Origin of the sequence: Tolypothrix bouteillei VB521301, assembly GCF_000760695.4 — a bacterium.
Lineage (GTDB): Bacteria > Cyanobacteriota > Cyanobacteriia > Cyanobacteriales > Nostocaceae > Scytonema > Scytonema bouteillei_A.
In genome coordinates this window covers 8,954,768-8,978,653 of the sequence record NZ_JHEG04000001.1, presented here as the reverse complement: position 1 = coordinate 8,978,653, position 23,886 = coordinate 8,954,768, and the positions used below count along the sequence as shown (strand labels likewise).

The 23,886-nt window shown below is 41.3% G+C and carries 19 protein-coding genes; 11 read left to right on the top strand and 8 right to left on the bottom strand.

The features are described 5' to 3' along the window. Positions 1 to 65: 65 nt before the first annotated feature. Both hpnH and hpnA read right to left on the bottom strand, forming a co-directional pair. On the bottom strand, positions 66 to 1,085 hold the full coding sequence (hpnH, locus tag HC643_RS36730; RefSeq protein ID WP_038081005.1) for an adenosyl-hopene transferase HpnH: 1,020 nt from the start codon (positions 1,083 to 1,085) through the stop codon (positions 66 to 68). A 132-nt stretch (positions 1,086 to 1,217) separates the two neighbouring features. Next, positions 1,218 to 2,213, bottom strand: coding sequence for a hopanoid-associated sugar epimerase (gene hpnA / locus HC643_RS36725; RefSeq protein WP_038081008.1), 996 nt, complete (start codon positions 2,211 to 2,213; stop codon positions 1,218 to 1,220). Between the two features lie 225 nt (positions 2,214 to 2,438). Here hpnA and HC643_RS36720 point away from each other — a divergent pair, with 225 nt between their 5' ends. The 3 genes from HC643_RS36720 to HC643_RS36710 all read left to right on the top strand — a co-directional run bounded on the left by HC643_RS36720 (position 2,439) and on the right by HC643_RS36710 (position 5,483). Next, positions 2,439 to 3,080, top strand: a complete 642-nt coding sequence (locus tag HC643_RS36720; RefSeq protein ID WP_038081010.1) for a Uma2 family endonuclease — start codon at positions 2,439 to 2,441, stop codon at positions 3,078 to 3,080. A 67-nt stretch (positions 3,081 to 3,147) separates the two neighbouring features. Continuing rightward, complete coding sequence (locus tag HC643_RS36715) at positions 3,148 to 3,876, top strand: 5'-methylthioadenosine/S-adenosylhomocysteine nucleosidase family protein (RefSeq protein ID WP_336604399.1); 729 nt, start codon at positions 3,148 to 3,150, stop codon at positions 3,874 to 3,876. A 446-nt stretch (positions 3,877 to 4,322) separates the two neighbouring features. Then, positions 4,323 to 5,483, top strand: a complete 1,161-nt coding sequence (locus HC643_RS36710; protein WP_050045534.1) for a radical SAM protein — start codon at positions 4,323 to 4,325, stop codon at positions 5,481 to 5,483. 89 nt (positions 5,484 to 5,572) lie between these two features. Here HC643_RS36710 and HC643_RS36705 read toward each other — a convergent pair whose 3' ends face one another. The 3 genes from HC643_RS36705 to HC643_RS36695 form a co-directional block, all read right to left on the bottom strand. Further along, positions 5,573 to 6,310 (bottom strand): ABC transporter ATP-binding protein, encoded by a 738-nt coding sequence (locus tag HC643_RS36705; RefSeq protein WP_038081011.1) that lies wholly within the window; start codon positions 6,308 to 6,310, stop codon positions 5,573 to 5,575. A 140-nt stretch (positions 6,311 to 6,450) separates the two neighbouring features. Further along, positions 6,451 to 7,638: an FtsX-like permease family protein gene (locus HC643_RS36700; protein WP_038081014.1), complete on the bottom strand. Its 1,188-nt coding sequence runs from the start codon at positions 7,636 to 7,638 to the stop codon at positions 6,451 to 6,453. A 96-nt stretch (positions 7,639 to 7,734) separates the two neighbouring features. Next, positions 7,735 to 9,006 carry a glycosyltransferase gene (locus HC643_RS36695; RefSeq protein WP_038081015.1) on the bottom strand — a complete coding sequence of 424 codons (1,272 nt, stop codon included), beginning with the start codon at positions 9,004 to 9,006 and terminating at the stop codon, positions 7,735 to 7,737. Positions 9,007 to 9,253: 247 nt separating this feature from the next. On the opposite strand from HC643_RS36695, the gene shc reads away from it, so the two are divergent. After that, on the top strand, positions 9,254 to 11,170 hold the full coding sequence (shc, locus tag HC643_RS36690) for a squalene--hopene cyclase (protein WP_038081017.1): 1,917 nt from the start codon (positions 9,254 to 9,256) through the stop codon (positions 11,168 to 11,170). 158 nt (positions 11,171 to 11,328) lie between these two features. On the opposite strand, the gene HC643_RS36685 is transcribed toward shc, so the two are convergent. Then, a complete protein-coding gene (locus tag HC643_RS36685; RefSeq protein WP_050045565.1) occupies positions 11,329 to 12,951 on the bottom strand; it encodes an FAD-dependent oxidoreductase in 1,623 nt (540 codons plus the stop codon). Between the two features lie 262 nt (positions 12,952 to 13,213). On the opposite strand from HC643_RS36685, the gene HC643_RS36680 reads away from it, so the two are divergent. Next, on the top strand, positions 13,214 to 14,260 hold the full coding sequence (locus tag HC643_RS36680; RefSeq protein WP_038081018.1) for a CobW family GTP-binding protein: 1,047 nt from the start codon (positions 13,214 to 13,216) through the stop codon (positions 14,258 to 14,260). Positions 14,261 to 14,350: 90 nt separating this feature from the next. Here HC643_RS36680 and HC643_RS36675 read toward each other — a convergent pair whose 3' ends face one another. Continuing rightward, entirely contained in the window at positions 14,351 to 14,899 is a 549-nt protein-coding gene (locus tag HC643_RS36675) for a pentapeptide repeat-containing protein (RefSeq protein WP_038081019.1), read from the bottom strand. A gap of 240 nt (positions 14,900 to 15,139) precedes the next feature. Then, positions 15,140 to 16,105, bottom strand: coding sequence for an SGNH/GDSL hydrolase family protein (locus tag HC643_RS36670; RefSeq protein WP_038081021.1), 966 nt, complete (start codon positions 16,103 to 16,105; stop codon positions 15,140 to 15,142). 253 nt (positions 16,106 to 16,358) lie between these two features. Here HC643_RS36670 and HC643_RS36665 point away from each other — a divergent pair, with 253 nt between their 5' ends. The 6 genes from HC643_RS36665 (at position 16,359) to HC643_RS36640 (ending at position 23,834) form a co-directional block, all read left to right on the top strand. Further along, positions 16,359 to 16,499, top strand: coding sequence for a hypothetical protein (locus HC643_RS36665; RefSeq protein WP_050045535.1), 141 nt, complete (start codon positions 16,359 to 16,361; stop codon positions 16,497 to 16,499). A 260-nt stretch (positions 16,500 to 16,759) separates the two neighbouring features. Then, a complete protein-coding gene (locus HC643_RS36660) occupies positions 16,760 to 19,648 on the top strand; it encodes a glycerol-3-phosphate acyltransferase (RefSeq protein WP_038081023.1) in 2,889 nt (962 codons plus the stop codon). Next, complete coding sequence (locus tag HC643_RS36655; protein ID WP_038081025.1) at positions 19,645 to 19,989, top strand: cupin domain-containing protein; 345 nt, start codon at positions 19,645 to 19,647, stop codon at positions 19,987 to 19,989. Before HC643_RS36660 ends, HC643_RS36655 begins: the two co-directional genes overlap by 4 nt. 132 nt (positions 19,990 to 20,121) lie before the next feature. Beyond that, positions 20,122 to 21,009 (top strand): lipid kinase, encoded by an 888-nt coding sequence (locus HC643_RS36650; protein WP_038081027.1) that lies wholly within the window; start codon positions 20,122 to 20,124, stop codon positions 21,007 to 21,009. Between the two features lie 17 nt (positions 21,010 to 21,026). Then, positions 21,027 to 21,632 carry an exopolysaccharide biosynthesis protein gene (locus tag HC643_RS36645; protein ID WP_038081028.1) on the top strand — a complete coding sequence of 202 codons (606 nt, stop codon included), beginning with the start codon at positions 21,027 to 21,029 and terminating at the stop codon, positions 21,630 to 21,632. 300 nt (positions 21,633 to 21,932) lie between these two features. Continuing rightward, positions 21,933 to 23,834, top strand: coding sequence for a hypothetical protein (locus HC643_RS36640; protein ID WP_038081030.1), 1,902 nt, complete (start codon positions 21,933 to 21,935; stop codon positions 23,832 to 23,834). Positions 23,835 to 23,886 lie beyond the last annotated feature (52 nt).

The following is a 23,886-nucleotide window of genomic DNA, read 5'->3' as shown; positions in this document are numbered from 1 at the left end:
GGGGACTGCGAACCAGTAGGGTTGTTGGTTAGTGGTTAGTTGTGATTCCTACTAACAACTAAGTACTAACTAATTCCTAAGAGAGCTTTGACAGAACGTCCAATATTATTGGGTTGCATGGCATCCATCGCAGCAGTTGGTTCATAACCACAATGAACCATGCAATCCGCACATTTGGGATTCCCATTGTTACGACCGTATTGGTTCCAATCAGTTTTGTCTAACAGTTCTTGGAACGTCTTATAGTGACCTTCGTTGAGAAGGTAGCAAGGCTTTTGCCAACCAAGAACGCTGTAGCTGGGGCTACCCCAAGGGGTACAGTCATAGTCTTTCTCACCAATCAGAAAGTCTAAAAATAGGGGATTGTGATTAAAGTTCCAGTTTTTTCGACCTGTCTTATAAGGGGTTAGAATTTCTCGGAACAGCGAACGAGTTTGCTCGCGCTTGAGAAAATGGTCTTGGTCGGGTGCCCACTCGTAGCTGTAGCCTGGAGAAATTGTTATGCCATCAGTACCTAACGTGGTAAGAAAATCAAAGAGTTCCTGTATGTCTTTAGCATTTGTATCTTGAAAAACAGTCGTGTTTGTAACAACACGAAATCCCTTTGCTTTTGCAGCACGAATTGCTTGAACTGCAATATCAAACACTCCTTTGCGGTCTACACATTTGTCGTGTAATTCCCTCATTCCATCTAGATGCACGTTAAAAGATAGGTAAGGGGAAGGCTGGAACTTATCCAAGCTCTTTTCCAAGAGTAAGCCGTTGGTACAGAGGTAAATAAACTTTTTGCGTTCTACCAATCCCCGTACAATTTCATCAATTTGAGGATGAAGCAGGGGTTCTCCTCCAGGAATAGCGACAACTGGCGCACCGCACTCTTCCACTGCGGCAAAGCATTCTTCAGGAGATAAATGCTGCTTTAGAATCTCTTTGGGATGCTGTATTTTGCCACAACCAGAACAAGCTAAATTACACCGGAATAGGGGTTCTAACATGAGCACCAAAGGAAAGCGCTTGCGTCCCAACAGACGTTGAGTCACCAAGTACTTACCTATTTCCATTGCTTGTTGTAAATGAATTCCCATAATTCTCCTCTACACCATGACACGCACTCAAGCGAAAAACAGTTTACGTTGAACAAACAAACCGAGAGCGGCTATAACTTTGAGCGGTTCTTTTGCATTTACCGATAAAAAGCCAGTAAAAAGTTACTATTTTTATGCTACATCAATGTATTTCTGAGCTACAAACCAATTTACGGCATCTTGTAAAGCCTTTATAATAGGAGACTGGGGCAACCCCAGTTCTCTCACCGCTTTTGAAGCGTCGTAGTACATTGTTTGACGTGCCATGCGAACCCCATCTAAAGGAACGGAGGGAGTTTTGCCCAAAGGAGCAAGCATTTTTTCGTCTACCCAAGCAACGCTCAATGGTATCCAATAGGGGATGGAGATGTGAGGAGCGGGTATACCTGTAATTTCGGCAAGCTGTTCTAATAGGATTTTGAAAGACAGGTTTTGGTGACCTAGAATATAGCGATCGCCTGTTTTTCCTTTTTCCAAAGCTAAGATATGCCCCTTTGCGACATCGCGCACATCAATAAAATTCAAACCTGTATTCAGGTAGGCAGACATTTGTCGTCGGAGAAAGCGTAAAATTATATCACCAGTGGGAGTCGGTTTTATATCCATCGGACCAATAGGACTACTAGGATTCACTATGACAATATCTTGACCGGAACGCACGGCAAGATGAGCTTCTTGCTCGGCAAGATACTTAGACTTTTTGTAGTAGCCAATAAGTTCCTCAAGAGGACTTTGATGAGTTTCATCCACAATTTTTCCCGATTTATCGACACCAATAGCTGCAACAGAACTGGTGTATACTGTTCGTTCAATACCTGCAGTACGAGCAGCCGCTAAAATATTACGAGTTCCCAGGACATTATTTTGGTATAGTGTATCTTTGTCAGATTGCCACAACGAATAATGAGCAGCAACATGGAAAAGAACTTGACAACCTCGAATTTTGCCGTGCAATTCCGGCTCGTTCAGATCGCCTCGAACAATTTCTACATCTAAGTTTTTTAAATTATCTAAATTGCTGTTCGATCGCACAAGTGCTTTGACATTATAGCCCTCTTCAAGTAGCAACCTAACTAAATTGGCTCCAACAAAGCCCGATCCACCAGTTACAAATGCTCGCTTTGTCATCAGATAAAAATCCTCTTTTAAAGTATGAAGTATAAAGTATGAAGGCAACTACAGCAGTAAATTGAGACAGATTGATGTATCATCCTATTTTTCATCCTTTATCCTCAATCTTTTTTTGACTTACCTTCGTTTAGAAAGTGAAACCTTTCCTTCTACCATCTGCCATTTGCCTTTCTTCTGGTAAGGTAGATACAAGGATACCGCTTATTCGCTAACCTCATACCTATGGCTGCAACGCTCATTCAGAGTCCTGATAAGGTATTACTGAAAAATATTAGCTGGCAAACGTATCAATCTCTAGTTAAGGACTTTGAGCAGCAGCCAGCAATTCGTCTCACCTACGATTGCGGTTTACTAGAGATTAGAATGCCATTAGACCCCCATGAAACTTATAAAAAACTACTGGGACGTTTAGTTGAAGCCCTTACAGAAGAACTAGAAATTGAAATCCGTAGTTTAGGGTCTAGGACGTGCGCTCGCGAAGATTTAGGAAAAGGGCTTGAACCCGACCAATGTTATCATATCCAAAACGAACCAGCAGTTTGGGACAAAGAGCAAATCGATCTGACGCAAGACCCACCTCCAGATCTTGCCATCGAAGTTGATATTACAAGTAGTTCCATTAACCGACTCGATATCTACTTAGATCTAGGGGTACCTGAAGTTTGGCGATCTGATGGTCAATCATTAACCATATGCATTCTAGAAAATAGAAAATACCAGCTACGCGATCGCAGTATTGCTTTCCCATTGTTAACAACCCAAGACATTGAAAGGTTTTTGAATCTGAAGAAAACAACAAAAGAAAATGCTCTCATCCGCATATTTCGGCAATGGGTTAGGGAAAATATTGACGCAAAAGAATGATAGTTTAATCTCTAAAAAGTCGTTCTTCTTCCCTAACCGCTAACCCCTATACAGACAGGTACAAAATTTGAAAATTTCTATTGATGTCATTCTCGTTCCTCAAGGAGCGGAATATAAATCTGTTTGCAAAGGATTAAAACGTGTTGCGGTTCCGAAACCAACCGTTTTTCCAATTCCCATGGGTACATCAGCACTAAAAAATTATTTAAAAACATGGCAGCAATCTGTACGCCTCCATCCACATTCGAGAGTTTTGCTAATGGGCTTATGTGGAAGTTTGTCAGCCCAATATAATGTTAGTGACATTGTGGTATACCGCAGTTGCATTTTTTCCTTAAAAACAGAAAATCAAGAGTTTCCTCCTTCTGTTTCTCAACTCTCCTGCCATCCAGAATTGACAGCAACACTGCTAAATAAATTAGCAACCAAAAAAGCTTTTACGGGTGTTGGATTAACAAGCGATCGTCTTATCTATTCTGCTAATGAGAAAATGCATCTAGGCCAAACGTACAATGCCAACGTTGTAGATATGGAAGGATTTGTTGCACTAGAACATCTGAGTCAATTGGGTATTGCTGTAGGTATGGTGAGAGTTGTGAGCGATGATGTACGCTATGATATACCGAATCTCACCAATGCGTTAAATTCTGATGGTTCTTTACAACCACTTCCGTTAGCAATGGGACTACTTCGAGAACCAATTGCGGCGACGCGACTGATTGTTGGTTCTCTAAAAGGACTACAAGTATTGCAAGAAGTGACAACTGCTTTGTTTGCTAACAGAGCAAATTATTAGGACTTACAGAAAGCCCTACTTTTAAGAGATATGAGGCTCGTAAAATTAAAATATTCGTAGTGGGGTATTGCGATTGCAGATGGGGTGCTGGTTAATTGAGATGGGAGGTACTAATTAGACTCAATATTTTTCTGTGCAAAGTGCAAACGTATATTTAACTACAACACACTGTTTCAGTGAAGTGGGGAAAGTGGGTTTAGTAGGATATTTTGTAGTAACCATTGATTATGCGCTTGATAATTAATAACTTAATGCATAGTACACAGTAAGTCCAAATATTGGCAGACCACAAAGCTTCTTTTTGAATTTCCCAATTATAGAGAAAATATAAAGAATTTCTTAAAACAATTGTAAAAATCAACGTTGTATTATTCATGCTTCTTTTCTTAGTAAGTATCCCTGCTTATACTCAAACAACCATCAATTAGTACAAGACCCAGAACTAAATGAGTATTCAAAACGAGCCAGTCTTTAAGATACCAGCCAGACAAAACCCTGTAGAAAATTTATCTCAAAAGACACCAAACCCAATGGGTGTATTAGATACCTTACAGTTAGTTCTTCAAACAGGAGGACCTGGTTGTTGTATTTTTGCCATCAACAATGCTTGCAACGCCAATTGCGGGTTCTGCAATTTCGCACGAGATACACTTTCCAAAGAGCAATGGAAATTTGTAGATTGTGAAGAAGGTATAGAATCCATAAATATTCTGTTTCGTGAAGGAATTCGCTACCTCGTTTTTACCGGAGGTGAACCCACACTCAATCCAAATCTGATCCGCTTTGTCGAACATGGTACGCGGTTGGGTATCAAATGTATGGTAGTGACGAATGGCGGACTTTTAACGGCAACCAAAATTAACCAACTTGCTGATGCTGGATTGTCTAGCTTCATCATTTCTGTGGATGCAGCAACTCAGTCAGCACACGAGAAAAACCGTGGTTTAGAAGGTGTATGCAATAGGATTAAAGAAGCTAACAAACTACTAGCAGATATAGGAATGCATGCTACTGCTTCAGTCACAATGAGTCACCTAGTAGACTATGACGCACTTCCTAATTTTCTCAAGTCTCTCGGTTTTAGGTCGGTTGTTTTTTCCTACCCACTCACGCAACTTTCTTCCACTTTTCTAGGTTACTCTGATAGTGGGTTGGTAACACATACTAATGACAGCCTTTGGCAGGCTTACGAGAAAATTAAGCAAATGAAAAAGCAATTCCAAGTAGTAAACCCAACTCTTTCCTTAGAGGAAATGCAGCGGTTTGTGCGAGATGAGGATCAAAAGTATCCTTGCCTTGGAGGATACCGATTCTTCTTTCTCGACTGGAATTTACAGATGTGGCGCTGCCACTTCTGGCATGAGCCAATGTGTTCAATTTACGAGTTCGATAGCTCCAAGCTTGTGCGTGATGGTTGCACAAAATGCATGATTAACTGCTACAGAGATCCGAGCCTTATGCAACATATTGCTGTATCAGTACACGACGCTTATGAGTCAGTAAAGCAAGGGAAGTTGTTAAATGCAGTAAAAACTTTGGCTAGTAAAAAGAACCTTGATTCTTTACGATCTGTTATAGAAGAACTGCCTTGGATTATACGATTCTAATTGTGGCTTCGCGCATTTACTACATAACAAGCTGTGAACTACCCCAGCTGAAAGCGCAAGCTAAGTTGGGGTAGTTTACTTACTTACCCTCACTGTTTGAGGTAACCATCTTCTATATTGGCAATTCCATCTGCTAAGTCTAAAATTCGGGGATCGTGAGTCACGATTAAAACCGTGCAGCCTTGTTCTTTTGCCAGCCCGCGCAATAATTCCATTACCACATGCCCGCTATGAGAATCTAAAGCAGCTGTTGGCTCATCTGCCATAATTAACTGTGGCTGACCAGTTAAAGCACGCGCGATCGCAACTCGTTGTTTTTGCCCTCCAGACAAATCGCGAGGAAGTTGCTTTGCTTTATCGCCCAATCCAACAAGTTCGAGCATAATTTGGGCTTGTTTGCGTGCTAGCCTTCCGCGAAATCCTTTCACATTCAAGGCTGCTTCTACATTTTCAATAGCTGTCAGTGCGGGAAATAAGTTGAAATCTTGAAAAATAAAACCAATATTCTCTCTTCTAAAGCGCGAGAGCTGAGTTCTAGACATTTTAGTGATCTCTTGTCCCAGGAGGTACACCTTCCCAGATGTGGGTGTTAGCAGCCCTGCTAAAATCGAGAGTAAAGTCGTTTTGCCAGAACCAGACGGTCCCATCAAAATTTCTATATCACCTTTTTTGATTGCCCAGTTAATCTCTTTAAGAATTTGAAAGTTCTGCTGCTTGGACTGAATAGTCATTTCCACTTTTTCAGCAGCAATAGCAGCTACTGAAGAAGTATAGCTATGATATCTGTTATTTGTTAACTCATCAGAGTTCAATTTAAAATCAGCCATTTTCTCCTATTCTTCGCATATTATACATATCAACTTTTTAGTGAAAAATTGTTTTGTACGTTAAATCGCAGGCATAAACTCCTTACTATTTTGTAGCAAATACCACTTTCTTGTGTGTATGGAGAACTACTGTAAGAAAGCTATCCTTTAAATACAATGGCTGGATCTACACGAGTTACCTTTTGAATAGCAAAGATAGCCGAACAAACACACATCAAAGCTGTAATACCCAGAACCACAGCTGCTGAAGTTGGTGTAATGAGAATCACTATTCCCTGCGACGTTGCTGTCCAGGCTGCTACTCCCAGGCAAACAGCCATACCCGGTATGTAACCTATAATTGCCATCCACAGTCCTTGCTCGATAATGACACTATATATAAACCAATCAGACGCTCCCATTGCTTTAAGCGTTCCAAACTCTTTGATATGATCTGTGACAGAAGCGTAAAGAATTTGGCTCACAACCACCGATCCCACAACAATCCCAACCACAGCACCAATACCGAGAACAAATCCAATTCCAGATCGTTCTTGCCAATAACTTTGTGTCACTTCAGCCATTGCCTCGCGAGTATAAGCACGCGTATCCGGCAGAGTTTCTTCCAACTTCCGCTTGAGTTGTTCTATATTTTGACCGGGTTTTGCTCTAATCAAAATAAAGCTAATCGGGTCTGTGGATGCTATCTTTTTGGGAGAAGAACCAGTGTCACCGCTCGGAGACGCTGTCTGTGAACCGTAATTAGCATACGAGTTCGCAGTTTCCAAAGAGGTGAACATTAAAGTCCCAAAAACAATTGATTGAGTTCCTTCGGTAAACCCAACCAACTTGGCAGGTATATTATTAATTTCTCCTACTTCACCTAATTTTTGTAAATTTAAGGATTTCAAGCTAGTTTGGTCGATGATAAACCGATAAGGTTCCTTGAGAGCGCTAAAACTTCCATTGATAATATTAGAGGTAGGAAACAACATTCCTCCCGGTGCTGCACCAACCATTGTGATTGCGCTTATTTTGTCTGACTCAAGTTCGTGCCAAAGCCCACCGCGAATGATAACTCCTTCAGCTTGAGAGACACCTGCTACCTGACGAGCTTTTGCCACTTGCTCGTAATTTATCGGTGTAGTTAGCCCTATGTGCTGCATATTTTTGGAACTTACCCAAATATCAGCACGAGATTGAGAAATTAACTGGGAAGAGGATCGGGCAAAGCCGTATTGCAGTCCTGTTTGAATTGTGACTAAACTAACGGCAAACATAATTCCTGCTTGCGCTACAAGAAAGCGAGGAACATCTTCAAGTAAGTTTTTACGAGCGATAGAAGTCATAATAAGTGCTAATGGTTAATGGTTAAGGCTGATGGCTAATGGCTGATGGCTAATGGAGAAACTATTAACAATTAGCTATTAGCTATTAGCTATTAGCTAATGAGAATATACTCGTCCTTTCCAGGCTCCTCCACGCTTTTGCCAATGACGCAACGCAGAATCTAATGTCATTAGTGTGTACAGAGATGCGATCGCGCTTAAGCAAAATGCGAATAAAGGGGAACAACCATAAAATTTAACTGTGGGGAAGTAGGCGTAAGACATAAGCAGCCAACCACATAAGCCCACAATCGCTACGAGCCAATTTCCGGCGATCGCTCCGGAAATGGCACATAGAGGTGGCACTACATAAACAAGTATCATTCCGCATATAGTAACTATTAACATCCCTAAAGAATAATGTAGCTGTGTAAAAGCGGTTCGGGCTACCATATTCCAAATTGTTTCCAAGGATGTATAAGGTCGCAAGCTATGGGTTGAGTGAGTTAGCCCCAACCAAATTCGACCTCTTAATGAAGTTTTTGGGATTGGCGATTCGGGATTAGGTGCAGACAAGATAGGATTATTTTCTACCTTGTCCCCCTGGTCTACCTTGTCCTCCCCTGCCCCTCGTCTCTTCTTCACTGCCTGAGCTAGGGTACAATCATCAATAAGTGCGGTACGAATGCTCTCAATACCGCCAATTCCGTATAAAGCTTCACGGGTTATCAAGATACATCCGCCGGCTGCTGCTGCTGTTGGTTTTGTGGGATCGTTAACCCAAGGGAAGGGATAGAGTTTTTGAAAGAAAAAGACAAAGGCTGGAATGAGTAGTTTTTCCCAAAAATGCTCGCACCTCAGTTTTACCATCAGGGAAACAAGCTCTAAATTTTCTTGTTGCGCTTTCACAACTAAGGAACGGACATTCAAAACATGATGTTTAATATCGGCATCGCTAAGGAGAAAATAATCTGGTGGCTCTTTGAGCGTTTCTGTATACTGAAGTCCTTGATGTATCGCCCATAACTTTCCCGTCCAACCAGGAGGGAGTGGCTCGGCAATCAAAACCTTTAATTGCTCGGTTTTGTTAAGTTCATTGGCAATGTTAAAAGCAACACTAGCAGTTCCATCTGTACTTCGGTCGTCTACCAAAACAACGGAGAGAGAACCAGGATAATTTTGGGTAAGGAGCGATCGCAAAGAAATTGGCAGTAAATCGGCTTCATTTCTTGCAGGTACAACAACGCATACTCTGGGGAATATGGGTAAATCTGTTTCATGTCCTGTCAATTGTTGGTCGCACCGCCAAAACTGACCCCAAAAACCTACGAGTACAATCCAAATGGTTAAGGATAGAACCGAAAGCCACAACCCAATTTCAATGCTCATTGTATTTTCATATTTCTATATACAACACACTACAATAGCCATAGCAATGCTTCAAGAGACAATTCTTGTCACGCAAGATTGTAATAAAAAACTGGCAATTTGTTGGGATGACTGCTCGTTGATAGTAAAACTTTTCTTTTGAATTCTTGACCACATAAAAAACCCATTACAATGCAACTTATAGTAGGAAAATAATTTTGCCTACAGACTACTCGTGTATGGAAGTTGTGAGGAGAAACGGAAAACTATGCAAACTCAGGACAAACAGACAGTTTCCCGTATACAAAAAGCGATCGCAGCCAGTCAGAATTATCTTCTTTCTCTTCAATATCCGGATGGTTATTGGTGGGCTGAGCTAGAATCAAATGTTACGATTACTGCCGAAGTCGTCCTTCTACATAAAATTTGGGGGACGGACAGTACAAGAGCGTTACACAAAGTAGAAGCGTACCTGCGTGCTCAACAACGAGACCACGGCGGTTGGGAACTTTTTTACGGGGATGGAGGCGAACTCAGTACCTCAGTTGAAGCATACATGGCATTGAAACTGCTTGGTGTTTCAGAAACAGATCCAGCGATGGTAAAGGCGCGGAAGTTTATCTTAGAGCACGGTGGTATCAGCCGGACTCGTATTTTTACCAAGCTACACCTGGCATTAATTGGTTGCTACGACTGGCGGGGTATTCCTTCATTACCACCTTGGGTGATGTTATTACCCTCCAATTTTTTATTTAATATCTACGAAATGTCTAGCTGGGCCAGGTCAAGTACTGTCCCACTACTGATTGTTTTCGATCGCAAACCAGTGTTTGTCACCAATCCAGCTATCTCTTTAGATGAACTTTATACCGAAGGTGTTGAGCAAGCTAAATTTGAGTTACCCCGTCAAGGTGATTGGACAGATATATTCATCCTCCTTGATAATGCTTTTAAATTAGCAGAAACCTTGAATTTAGTGCCTTTCCGCGAAGAAGGTATTCAGGCTGCAGAACGATGGACATTAGAGCGACAAGAAACAACAGGTGATTGGGGCGGTATTATTCCTGCTATGCTCAATTCACTGCTAGCTTTACGCACTTTGGGTTATGACGCTGCAGACCCCATTGTCCAAAGAGGATTGCGAGCCGTTGACAATTTTGTTATTGAAACAGAGAATACCTATACAGTACAACCTTGTGTTTCCCCGGTTTGGGATACTGCTTGGGTGATGCGATCGCTCGTTGCTTCTGGATTAGCACCAGATCACCCTGCGGTTGTCAGAGCTGGAGAATGGTTGTTAAACAAGCAAATTTTGGATTACGGTGATTGGTCGGTGAAAAATCGCCAAGGCAAACCGGGAGCTTGGGCATTTGAATTTGACAACCGCTTTTATCCCGACGTAGATGATACAGCCGTGGTGGTCATGGCGTTGGATGCAGTCAAACTTCCCAACGAAAAATTGAAACAAGCAGCGATCGCTCGTGCTGTTCAGTGGATTGCTTCCATGCAATGTCGGGCTGGTGGTTGGGCTGCTTTCGATCTGGATAACGACCAAGATTGGATCAACCTGATCCCCTATGGGGATCTCAAAGCCATGATCGATCCAAATACCGCAGATGTTACAGCCAGGGTATTAGAAATGCTTGGTGGCTGTAACCTGTTTATTGAGGATGACAAACTTGAACGAGCAATTACCTATCTTTTGCGAGAGCAAGAACCGGAAGGTTGCTGGTTTGGTCGCTGGGGCGTCAACTATATTTATGGAACCAGTGGAGTTTTAGCAGCTTTAGCTCTCATAGCTCCTGAAAGAACCCAAGTCCGGATTGAAAAAGGTGCTGCTTGGTTAGTTGGCTGTCAAAATACTGATGGTGGTTGGGGAGAAACTTGTAGAAGCTACGATGACCCAAGCCTAAAAGGTAAAGGAACTAGCACCGCATCTCAAACAGCTTGGGCTGTGTTGGGATTAATAGCTGCAGGTGAAGCAACGGGTAAGTTTGCGCGTACAGCGATCCAACGGGGAATCCATTATTTAACAGAAACACAAAAACCAGATGGCACTTGGTACGAATCAGAGTTTACAGGAACTGGCTTTCCAGGGCATTTCTATTTGAAATATCACCTCTATCAACAAGTCTTTCCTTTGTTGGCTCTGAGTAAGTACCAAGAAGTATCACATCTGTTCTAACGTGAAGTACCCTAACCTGCTTCGTTGAGGTTGGGGCTTCCAACTTCATTGAAATCATTAAAACGCCTCCTTTTCTCTTGATAATAGAGAGAAGAGGAGACAAATTCCGAACAAAAATCATTTCCCGCAGTTCCTACCAAAAAGACTTGAAAGTCATTTTAAAAAATGAATGAGTTGAGAGTAAAATTAGAACCAATTTGAACAGCCATTTCAAGCTCAAAATCTTCGAGTTCTTCTACTTTATGAGCGTTGCTTGTACCGTAAATTTGAGATAATCGCCCTGTTTGTGCTAGCACATTTCGTACTTCTAAGTTAGAAATCTCCGCCAAATCTCGCTGTTGTGCGATCGCAATTCCTGCAGCAATTCCCACTCCCTGACCGACAGCACTGTTGAATTCTACAATTCTCCCAGGAAGACAGGCATAACCAATAAATCCAGATGCAGGACTAATGACTGCTAAGTTAGGTACATCTTTAATCAAAGCATGCTGAATGCCAATGTTAAAGAGCGGTGGGTTTTCTAACACTTTGCGGTCAAAACTTTTTTCAGTGACTTTGCGATCTAAACCTTCAATTCCACTGCGAGTGTTGAAATGGTAGCCAAAGGTTCCTAATGCTTCTCTTTTAGGTACGCCACCTGCTAGCATTTCATATCCACACAGGGGTTTAACTGCTCCTAAAATATTACCTGCGTGCCTGATATAGAGTTCGGGTGCGTGTTTAACTTCAGAAGCACCAATGCTTTCAAACCACTTCCTTACAAACAGCATCTCGTTGAGTATTTCTAAAGTTGGTTTGGCTTTAGCCCGTGCGAGTCCTTCTGCTTGTTCGGCATTCACTTTATATAACAAAGCATTCCAAGACAATCGACCTTTAGATAAAATTGTTATCTTGCCTTTGTCAAAAACAGCATTGCCAGATTCTATGTCGATAGGTGTCCCTCTCACAGCATGATAGGCAATAGATATCGCCCTACTGCGTATATCTATATAATCTTTGCCAACTATCATTGTTTTGAGATTACCATCTTCATCTAGTAAGTCTTCTCTTAACTGTTTTGCGATCGCTGCACTCCCACCTGCTGCAATATCTATCCACTTTCTGGCTTCTGGATCGACTGGATTTGTTAAAAATTGCAAATAATCTAACTCTAAATTCTGGAGTTTTTCAATACTCAACCCGTAGGTTTCAAACACTAAGGTTACGGCTAATTCTGAATCTGGTAAACCAAATGTTTGAAATCCCTTCAGTTTTTTCACCCCACATGAAAGTGCCAATTCCGCATTGACAGTGCAATCAATAAACTGTTTTCCCAAACAAGTTTCATCTTTAGTCAGTTTGATTCCCTTGATTTTTTTTCCTTCTGCGATCGCAGACTCAATTTCTATATTGCTCTCTATCTCCACACGCGCTTCATACAACATTTCTCGCAACACGGCATCTGCTTTGTCTGGATCGAGAGCAATATGTTCCACACCAGCCCGTTGCAAAAACTCGTGATAGATTGCTGGGGGATCGCCAAACATTTCTAAATTTAGCGATTGACGAATTGCAGGAGGTACGACACAACGATTGAGGTAAGACAATCGACCCCGTACTAAATGACCTCCGATCCCAACCTTAGCATTTCCTTTAAACAGGAGTAGAGTTCGAGGGTACTGATTCTTTTGACGGTAGTATTCCCTTACTGCACAAACTAAGGCAAGAATGCCAGGGACTTCATCTCCAAAGCAAATAATGTCGTATGTGCGGACTGTGGAAGGGACACTGACTTGAGACATAGTCTTTTCAAGCAATAACTCTTGTCTTTTAGAGCCTGAGTGACTCACAGCTACAGCATACACTTTATTTCTTGCCTGGTGTTCTTCGCTATACTTTTCTCACTACTTGCAAGAAAGATTATCATACTTGACGAGTGTCTGAAAACAAGCTAGAAATCAAAAGATAACACACCGCCGCGCTCTAAACCTTTCAAAAGGTTCAGGGTCAAGCGTTATGTGTAACGTCAAGTATCCCTGCTATATCTAAACAAATTGATTTTCTATGACTCAATTAACCGTACCTGCAAAGAATGCTGTTTCCGATATTCCTAAGAGAGGAATGCCTGTAACCATCATTACGGGATTTTTAGGGAGTGGCAAAACCACACTCTTAAATCAAATATTAAAAAATAAACAAAACTTAAAAGTCGCCGTCCTGGTAAATGAGTTTGGCGATATCAACATTGACAGTCAGTTACTAGTTTCTGTAGACCGGGACATGGTAGAGCTAAGTAATGGCTGTATTTGTTGTACAATTAATGACGGATTAGTAGATGCAGTTTACAGAGTTTTAGAAAGAGAAGAACGCATAGATTATTTAGTGATAGAAACAACCGGTATTGCCGATCCCCTTCCGATTGTTCTCACATTTCTGGGTACAGAGCTTAGGGACCTAACAAACCTTGATTCTATCTTGACTGTTGTCGATTCAGAAGCTTTTAACTCCGAGCATTTTCAAAGTGAAGCGGCATTGAAACAGTTAACGTATGGAGATATTATTCTTCTGAATAAAACTGACCTTGTCACATCAGAAAAACTGCAAGAACTAGAAGCCTACATCCATAATGTCAAAGCGAGTGCAAAAATTCTGCACTCTACATACGGTCAAGTACCTTTACCATTAATTTTAGGTGTAGGCTTAAATTCACAAGATATTTGTGGTTTTGATGACGACACTTACGAAAATCACCATCACGACCATACTCACGCTCCTCACAAGCATCACCACCATCACGGTCATCACTCTCATCATTTAGAAAATGATGGATTTATGTCAATTTCCTTTCAAAGCGATCGCCCTTTTGATATGAACAAGTTCGAGGCATTCCTTACAGAAGATATGCCAGCAGAAGTTTTTCGGGCAAAAGGATTTCTTTGGTTCAATGATAGCGAATTACGCCATATCTTTCAACTTAGCGGACCTCGTTACCATTTATATGCTGATGAATGGACAACCGCACCTAAAAATCAGTTAGTAGTCATTGGCAGAAATTTAAACAAACAGAAACTTACATCACTGCTGAATAAATGTTTAGTGGTTAGTGGTTAGTGGTTGGTAATTAGTCGTAGGGGCGTAAGGCATTGCGCCCCTACACAATTAGTCGTAAAAATTACTACTAACCTCTAACTACTAAATTATTCAACGTCCTCCAGCCCAAGTGACCCATTTATGAGATAAGCCAGTGTGTGTCTTACCTCCGCTCATTTCATACTCAGTCACGGTAACTCCACTTAAATCAGCACCACTTAATTCAGCTTCATTGAAGTTGCTACCAATTAAATTTGCCTGAGTGAGATTAGCTCCACTTAAATCAGCACCACTCAATTCAGTCTCGCTAAGATTGGAACCACATAAATTTGCTCTCACTAAATTTGCACTCCGCAAATCACCTCGACTGAGGTTAGTTTTTTCTAAGTTAACATTGATTAAGTCTGCGCCAATTAAGTTGATTTCGCTTAAGTTAGCACCTATGAGATTAGCGCCACTCAAATCGGCATCTGTTAAATTTGCACGGCTTAAATCGCATCCACTGAGATCTGCACCCGTGAGATTTGCGCCACTTAAATCTGCTCCACCAAAGTTTGCACTACTTAAATCAATATCGCTGAGATTTGCTTGATGCAAATTCATACCATTAAAATCCCGTTCTCCTGCTGCATATCGACTCAGGAGCTCGTTAACATCCATATCGTCTGCCTCGCAATTGTGAATGAAGGAATCCTCTCTTAAACCACACTCGATATAATTTGCTTAGCTGCTAGCAACTTGACTTCTCAGAAAGTACTTACAGTATTATTTATTCTGCTAGATTTTTTTGCTTTTGGAGCATTTACTTAATGGAAGTATACTTGCCTTCTCTACTGGTGAGTCAGCGCTACAGGTCTGCGTTTTCTGGTTCATTAAAATAAGTTCATAATTCAGATACAATTATTTTATTAATGTTTCATAACTCAACATCTCAATAAGAGTCTTTTCGATGGTTTGACTTACGAGTTGATTTCCCTGTAAATTTAAGTGAATGTGGTCGTGATACAATGCTTTAGGAGATTGAGTAGAATTAAACACGGGCAGAAAATCTATGTAAGTTATGTTTTGTACTCGACAAAACTCATTAAGGCGATCGCGTGACTTAATTTCATAATCTCTCGGTCCCGGCTGACCGATTTCACGAAGCAGAGGAGTCATCACGAGTAGAAATCGACTCTTCCCTTGTAGTGCAAATGCTTGAATTTTACCAATAGCATCCAAATTCATACCGACTCGATCGCCGCCTTCTTTCTGCAAAGCCTCCAACTCTGGAATGGGTTTTGGTTTTAACACATAACGGTTCAAGAATTCCGCCATAGCAAAAGGTGGTTTTCGCTCTGGATAGTTGCGATCGCGTCCGACTGGTAACGAAGTCGGAGCCGTTGCGAACAAGTCATCTGTGTTAATGACCAACACCACAACTTGAGCGTTAAAATTCCCAAACTTGTGCAAGTAAGCCAATTCATTTCGGGGACCCCAAGAGTTAGCAGAAGCATTAAGTACTTCTACTTGTGAAAAACGGCTGGGAATAACTGGTGGGAGAGAATAACTCATTAAGCTAGAAATAGTCTTATCCTGGTCAGTCCACCACCCTCCGTTAACAATAGAATCACCCAACAGGAGTATTCGTAAGGTAGAAGATGAAATAGATGTTTTTACTGGTGCGCCTCGCATAGAATACTCATTAATTTCGATACGATTGCCAAAGCGCTTGGTACGCTGGTTGGGGGCTAATAAATAGCCAATTTTCTCATCTGTAATGTAGGTGAGGGGATTGCCAAAACCAAACAACCAGCGCAATCCCACCTCCAGAACAACAAATAATCCAATAACAATTACCACACTGACAACGAGAAAAGCTTTCACTACTACAGACCTCTAGTAAATTTTTGTAAATAAAAATTTGATAGAAAGAGTTCCAACTTACACTATTTTCTGTAAAAAGTACCAAGTATCATCCTGTATAAAAGAAGATGCCATACCTTTTGGTATAAGTAATTATGTCGATGTCAACACTATCAAAGTTGAATCATAATAATTAGCAGAAAGTTTGCAGAAAATGCGAACCCAACGACTACAATCGACTTGATCGAGTTCTATGGAGTAGGCTGATAAAGCTATGTCCGACTTAAATCGAGGAATCATGAAATTTGATGGCGCTGACTCCCCAAGACTAGTCACCACCTTCTCCGTGGTACTTCTGGGAGCGATTGCAGCACTCATCATTTGGGCGCTACAAGCTGCCTACGCAGTCCACTAATGTTTGATTAGCGGACTCTCAGCCATTGAGACGCTAAGTTATCCTAAAGAGGTCATCTCGAACCGACTCCTAGCTGTTTTCAATCGCAGTTGTTAAGTTCGGGATGACTGGGAGCTTAAGTCTTATCGCTTACCCAAGACCTAACTGGGCTATTGGGTGAAAGTGCGATCGCAAGTCTTGTTATTTTATAATTTAAGGAAAATTTTAGATTTCAGATTTTAGATTTTGGATTAACAATAAATCTAAAATCAAAATCAAAAATGCTAGAACTTTGGGGTATTGTAATTATTTGTATTATCTGTCCCCTCCTGGGTGCGCTACCGCTTATTGCCTGGATTACCCAAGCCCTAGCTAAGCGGAAGATAGCACAATTGGGGACAGGGAACATTGGTGTCTCATCTGCCTTTTACCACGGTGGTACCTTGGTAGGAGTGCTGGCAGTCGTATCAGAAGCGCTTAAAGGTATTGCAGCTGTCTTACTTGCCCGTGTTATTTTCAAAGATGGATCGGCGTGGGAACTCGTTGCTTTAATTGCCTTGGTATTAGGGCGATATATAGCAGGTCGAGGCGCAGGTACGACAAATGTGGTTTGGGGATTTGCCGTACACGATCCTCTAGCGGCAACATTTGTACTTTTGCTAGCTAGCGTTAGTTTTACGATTGTCCGCTCCAGACAACTGGCAAAATTCGGGATTTTAATTTTGTTTCCACTGCTTGTGGGGATTTTGCATAGCGAAGACCCATCCCACGTTTTAGCTGCGGTTGCATTAGCGGCTTTACTGGGTTGGATTTACAAACAAATGCCTGATGATTTGGACTTACCCGTTGAACGGGCGCAACCGGACACGCAAGCAGCATTTAAATTTTTCCGTGGCGAACAAGATACTCTGACCCTGGATGACGATCTAGATGCTAGTGTTGTCGGACAAAAAGCAGCCAGACTTGCAGAAGTGAAGCGTTGGGGTTATCAAGTTCCAAAGGGATGGGTACTGGCTCCTTATGACGATCCCTCACCATTAATAGAATTGCTTCAGCCATCGCGTTTATTTCCCCTTGTCGTTCGTTCCTCAGCTATAGGAGAGGATACGGAACAGGCTTCGGCTGCAGGTCAGTATGTCACGGTGTTGAATGTGACGACAAAGAAGGAATTGAGCGATGCGATCGCACGCTGTCAAGCTTCCTACAATAGTTCATCAGCAGTACAATACCGCAGCGATCGCGGAGTCTATGATGGAGCAATGGCAGTTCTTGTTCAGCAACAGGTACAGGGAGTCTACTCTGGAGTTGCTTTTACCCGCGATCCCATTACCAAGCAAGGTGATGCTGTTGTCATCGAAGCATTACCGGGAAATGCAACTCAGGTAGTTTCCGGACGAACTACGCCAGAACAATATCGTGCATATATTGCGGATACAGACAACCTCAGTTCGATAGAACTAGAAGGTCAAGGAAGCATCCCACCTGCTTTAATCAAGCAAGTTGCATATCTATGTCGGCGCATTGAGTTGCGTTACCACGGAATTCCTCAAGACATAGAATGGACTTTTGACGGTAAAACTCTGTGGGTGTTACAAGCACGCCCAATAACAACACTGCTACCGATTTGGACTCGGAAAATTGCAGCAGAAGTTATTCCAGGACTGATTCGTCCGCTCACTTGGTCGATCAATCGTCCGTTAACTTGTGGTGTTTGGGGAGGAATTTTTGCTTTGGTTCTGGGCGAACGTTCTGTAGGGTTGGATTTTAACAAAACAGCAACTTTACACTACTCCAGAGCTTACTTTAACGCTTCGTTGTTGGGAGACATATTCCAGCGTATGGGTTTACCTCCCGAAAGTCTAGAGTTTCTAACACGGGGAGCAAAAATGAGTAAGCCCCCGGTAGAGACAACTTTACGCAATTTGCCTGGATTGTTACGGTTAGTTTGGCGAGAAATCTGTTTAAAAATGGATTTTCAATGGGACAACCGCAAGTGGTTTGCTCCTGCTTTGTCTCAGTTAAGCCAGGAGTCAGTAGAAGATCTCGACCCGGTGAAGTTAGTCGCCAGAATAGAAGAGATTTTGGAATTGCTTCGCCGTGCGACTTACTATAGTATTATGGCTCCTTTGAGTGCGGCATTGCGGCAAGCAATGTTTCGAGTAAAAGATGAGGAACTTGACAATAGCAAAACTCCAGAAATAGCGGCGTTGCGAAGTCTCCAAGAATTAGCTGCTTCCTCCCGCAGAATAATACCCGATCTCAATCCAGATAAGGCATTTGAGGAGTTAGAGCAGACGCCTGAAGGACAAGAAATTCTCTCACAATTTGAGCATTTGCTAAGTCAATACGGTTACTTAAGTGAAGTCGGAACTGATATTGCTATCCCCACTTGGCGGGAAGATCCATCGCCAGTCAGGAACTTGTTCGTGCAGTTCATGCAGCTGAGCGAACCAGTACCAGCCAAACAAAAAGGCAAGAAAAAAAGAGGTATTGTACAAAGCCGTGTCGATTTAAAGGGGCGAGTGACCGAGGTATACTCCCGACTTTTAGCTGAATTGCGTTGGTGTTTTGTTACCTTAGAACAAATGTGGTTGAAATCCGGTTTGCTGGAAGAACCAGGAGATATATTTTTCTTGGATTTTGAAGAAATACGGCGTCTCGTGGAAGGTTTTGAGCCAGATTTTGTGGATAGATTACACGATTTGGTGAAATTAAGAAGAAACGAACTTGACTGCGACAGTCAGTTAGAGCCAGTGCCTTTGTTAGTTTACGGTAACGACCCCCCCAAATTTCCGTTCCGAAGTGCGATCGCTTTGCCCGATCAAGTCCTGCAAGGTATTCCTGCTAGTCCCGGACAAGTCGAAGGAAGGGTAAAGGTGTTGCGAAGCTTACAAGCTAGCTTAGATGTCGATAAGGATACTATTCTGGTAGTTCCTTATACTGATTCTGGATGGGCTCCTTTGTTAGTGAGAGCGGGTGGATTGATTGCTGAGGCAGGGGGAAGGCTTTCTCACGGCGCTATCATTGCTCGTGAATATGGAATTCCCGCAATTATGGATGTTAAAAGTGCTACATGGATATTGCAAGATGGTCAGAGGGTAAGGATGGATGGATATAGGGGTATTGTAGAGATATCCAATGATTTGAGACCCGAACAAGAACCCGAATGAAATTTACCTCTCTCAATGACTTACCAGAAGAACCCGTTTCCCACAATCCTAAAATTAAGAAAAAGGTGATGCTGCGTAATGGCGATTTGCCTCACCTTACCAACTTTTCTCAATCCCGTTTTGCTCCCGGACAAACAGCACCAGCCCACGCCCATAAGGATATGTGTGAGGTATTCTTTGTGGAATCCGGTTCTGGATTCATTCGCATTAGCGAGCGAGAATACCCTCTTGTTCCGGGAAGTTGTGTTGCTGTTGAACCGGGAGAATTTCATGAAGTGGTAAATAGCGGTTCAGATGAATTAGTTTTAACCTATTTTGGATTGAGAGTTGAAAATTTATAGTGAATTAATCTTTGCTGTTGTATGCACAACCCAATAAAAAAGATTAAGTAATATTGATGGAAATATGAGTAGGGTAGGCATTACCAACCACAAGAAATATATTTTAGTTATGGACCCAGTTACAACCGCCCAATGAAAAACCGCGCACTGCTGTTAGTTAATAGCCAAGCCCGTAAGGGAGAAAAACGCTTACCAGAAGCGATTCGTTGTCTTGAAGAATTGGGTTTGGTTTTGATTCAAGAAACTACCCAAAAACCACAAGATCTCTATGAAATGATTCTTCGCTACCAGCAAGAAGTTGATTTAATCATTATTGGTGGTGGTGATGGAACCCTCAATGCTGCGGTAGATGCTTTGGTTGAGACTCGTTTACCACTGGGAATTTTGCCTCTAGGAACTGCTAACGATTTAGCTAGAACTTTGAAAATTCCCAACTCTATACCTGAGGCTTGCAAAGTTATTGGCAAAGGAGAAATTGCACGCATTGATTTAGGTGAAGTGAATGGCAAGCACTTTTTTAACGTTGCTAGCTTGGGATTGAGCGTACAAATTACCGAGAAACTAACGAAAGAAGCCAAGCAGCGTTGGGGAATATTTGCCTATGCGATCGCTGCAGTAAAAGTCATTTGGGAATCGCGACCTTTTAGTGCAGAAATTCGGATCGATGGTCAATCAATTCAAGTGAAAACGGTACAAATTGCTGTAGGTAACGGTCGCTATTACGGCGGCGGTATGGCAGTGGTTCATGATGCCTCAATTGACGATCGAAGATTGGATTTGTACAGTTTGGAGATTCGACACTGGTGGCAAATAATTCCTATCATACCTACAATGCGGCAAGGACGGCACATTCATTGGTCTGGTGTTCGTTCTCTTTCAGGCGAACACATTGAAGTGTATACTCGAAAACCACGCCCTATCAATACTGATGGTGAAATAACAACATATACTCCCGCTCAATTCCGCGTTCTTCCCCAATCTTTAAGTGTATTTGTTCCATCAGAGACTAGTGACCAGTGACCATTCACGCACGCTCAATGCACCTCAAATTCTCTCAAGATATTAAGTCCCTGCTGCAAAGGCTATCCGAACAGCCACTTAGCCTTGGGGATATATTGGCTGAAACCTCAGAGCGAGGATTTTGCCTGGTGATTGTATTATTGGTACTGCCTTTCCTATTTCCCATCCCACCCGGTTTAACAGGTCCCTTTGGTGGTGCTGGTTTAATACTATCAGTACAGATGGCTTTGGGAAGGCGATCGCCTTGGCTACCGCAAAAAATAGCTCAGTATAAATTCCCTCGGGCTTTTGTTGAAATACTTCTACAAAACTTGAGACGAGTCACTAGATTGTTAGAAAAAATCACCCGTCCCAGGATGGCAACAATTGCAAACCATCCTTTTATTTGGAGAATCAACGGACTTTGTATTTCTTGGTTAATTCTTCTACTGATTTCACCAATTCCTTTCACCAATCCCATTCCCACCGTTGGAATATTGCTGCTTGCAGTAGCTACGATAGAATCTGATGGTTTATTAATGTGCCTTGGTTATATTTTTACTGTTTTAACAACTTTATTCTTTGGATTTATTTTTTATGCTTTGTTGATGGCTCCAAGTTTATTGCCTCAAATTTTCCGATAAAAAAGCCCTCAGCCACAGACTGAGGGCGGCAATTAGGGTGCATCTACCATCTCTATATCCCCCTCGTCTGTCTCTACCTCCGGAAAGAAGAAAAAATTTGACGGCTAAGTTTGCTCCGCTCTCCGACTTCTTTGAGACGCTGGGGATCTGGGAGCCTCCTCGCATCACTCGTTCCGATAGCTCAGCCTGGGATACCTTAAGAAGAGGCTCCGCCTCCTGCACCCGCTCTGCAACCTGAGGCAGAGCCTCACATTTTAGTAGGCAGGTAGTAATGAGTAAAACTATTTTTTGGAAAATAATATGGACAAAAAGTTAATAGAAGAAGCAGCAAATAAAAATACATCTGGCGATCGCCTACAAGAATTAGCGGCAATGGATACAAATTTAGCCGCGATCGTTGCTCAAAATCCTAATGCTCCACCTCAAGTATTAGCTCAACTATATTATAATTTCCATCCAGATATTAGAAAGACATTAGCACAAAATCCAAATACTCCTATCCATATTTTGTGGAACTTAGCACTTGAATTTCCAGAAGATTTCTTATCGAATCCTATTTTAGAAATTTTATTTTTAGAAAATCCTAATTTCGTCAAAGACATTCCAATTGAAACTTTGGTAACACTTTTAAAATACGAGCAAATTCCAAGTTTCTTATTTGATTTTGCCTCGAAACAAAACAATAGGAAAATTGCTTTATCAATGCTAATGAATCCTAAAACTTCTCTCTACTACCTAGTAAACTTATTTGAAATATTTGATGAACCATCACATTCCTACTATCAGCATTCTTGGCGAGAAAATGAATATTATGATGCATGGGATATTTTATTAAACATAGATTTTCATGTAAATTGGGAGCAAGAACTGAAGCACGGATGGCAAGAAGAAGTTCTGAAATATATTATTTCAACTCGTTATACTGACACCAGTTACAAGCAATTTTTGACAAAAATTTTTAAATCCGAAATAGATATTTTATTTCAAAATACAGTCAAAGATTCGCCAGAAGATTTGACATATAAAAATGTTTATCGTGTAGTTCTAGAAAAATTTTTTCGTTTTCCAGAGCAAGGAAAAAAACGTAAAATTTTAGCTATTGAGGAAAAACTTTCATTAGCGAGAACTACTACCGATATTAATACCTTAACCCAATTGTTAACAGAGGAAGACAAGCATTTTAAAATAAAAACAGCAATGCTTGAAAATCCTTATCTGCCAGAAGAAATATTAAGTAAAATCTTGGATAATTTAATCAAAAGACGAGACTGTATTAATCTTATTACAAGTTATCCCGAACGCGAAGTTTTTAAAAGAGCTAAAATCCCCAGTCAATTTTTGGAAAAAATGGCACAAAAAAAGAATGATGAATGGCAACTTTTTGTTGCCACACATCCTAATACACCAATTTATATTCTTGAAAAATTGGCTCAATCTTCTAACAAAGGAATTGTTGCTAATGTAGCTAAAAATCCCAGCACACCTAAAAATATTCTTTCTAAACTCGCTAATGATGATTGGGAGATAGAATGTTCTGTAGCTAAAAATCCTAATGCTCCTGAAAAAATCTTAAGAGATTTAGCCCAGCAAAATAGTTATTTTGTCAATTTATCTTTAGTTGGTAATCCAAATCTTCCAACTAGTGTCTTCGATATGTTAGCAGAAAACAGTAGTAATGACTTTAGTTTAGCACGTAACCCCAGTACACCTACAGAATTATTGAAAAAAATCGCTTTGCGTGGAAATAATGATCATTGTACACTTATTCTTCTTGTTCAACATCGAAATGTTAACGTTGAAATTTTAGAAATACTAGCTAAAAGTACAGACTCCGAAGTTCGTCTTAATGTTGCTAGAGAAGCTACAACGCCATTACACATTTTAGAAAGATTAGCTGAAGATTCTGATGACAAGGTTCGCTACGCTATATTAATGAATCCCAATTTAACAAAAGAAGATTTTTTACGATTAATTGACAAAATCTATCATAAAGAAAGCTACTCTTTGGGTTACTTACTGGCTTTATTAGATACTAATGTCTCGCCAAGTTTTCTCCAAAAAAATGCTGAATCTTTAGTATGGATCGAACGCTATATAATTGCACTACATCCTCAAACACCTCGAAAGACTTTACAACATCTGGCTAAAGATGCTAATCGATATATACGTGCTGCTGCTTTAGAACGCTGTCAAACTTTTTAACAAAATCTTCCAAAAAAAATTGTGGGACGTTACTCACAGCCTAAGTAACCTC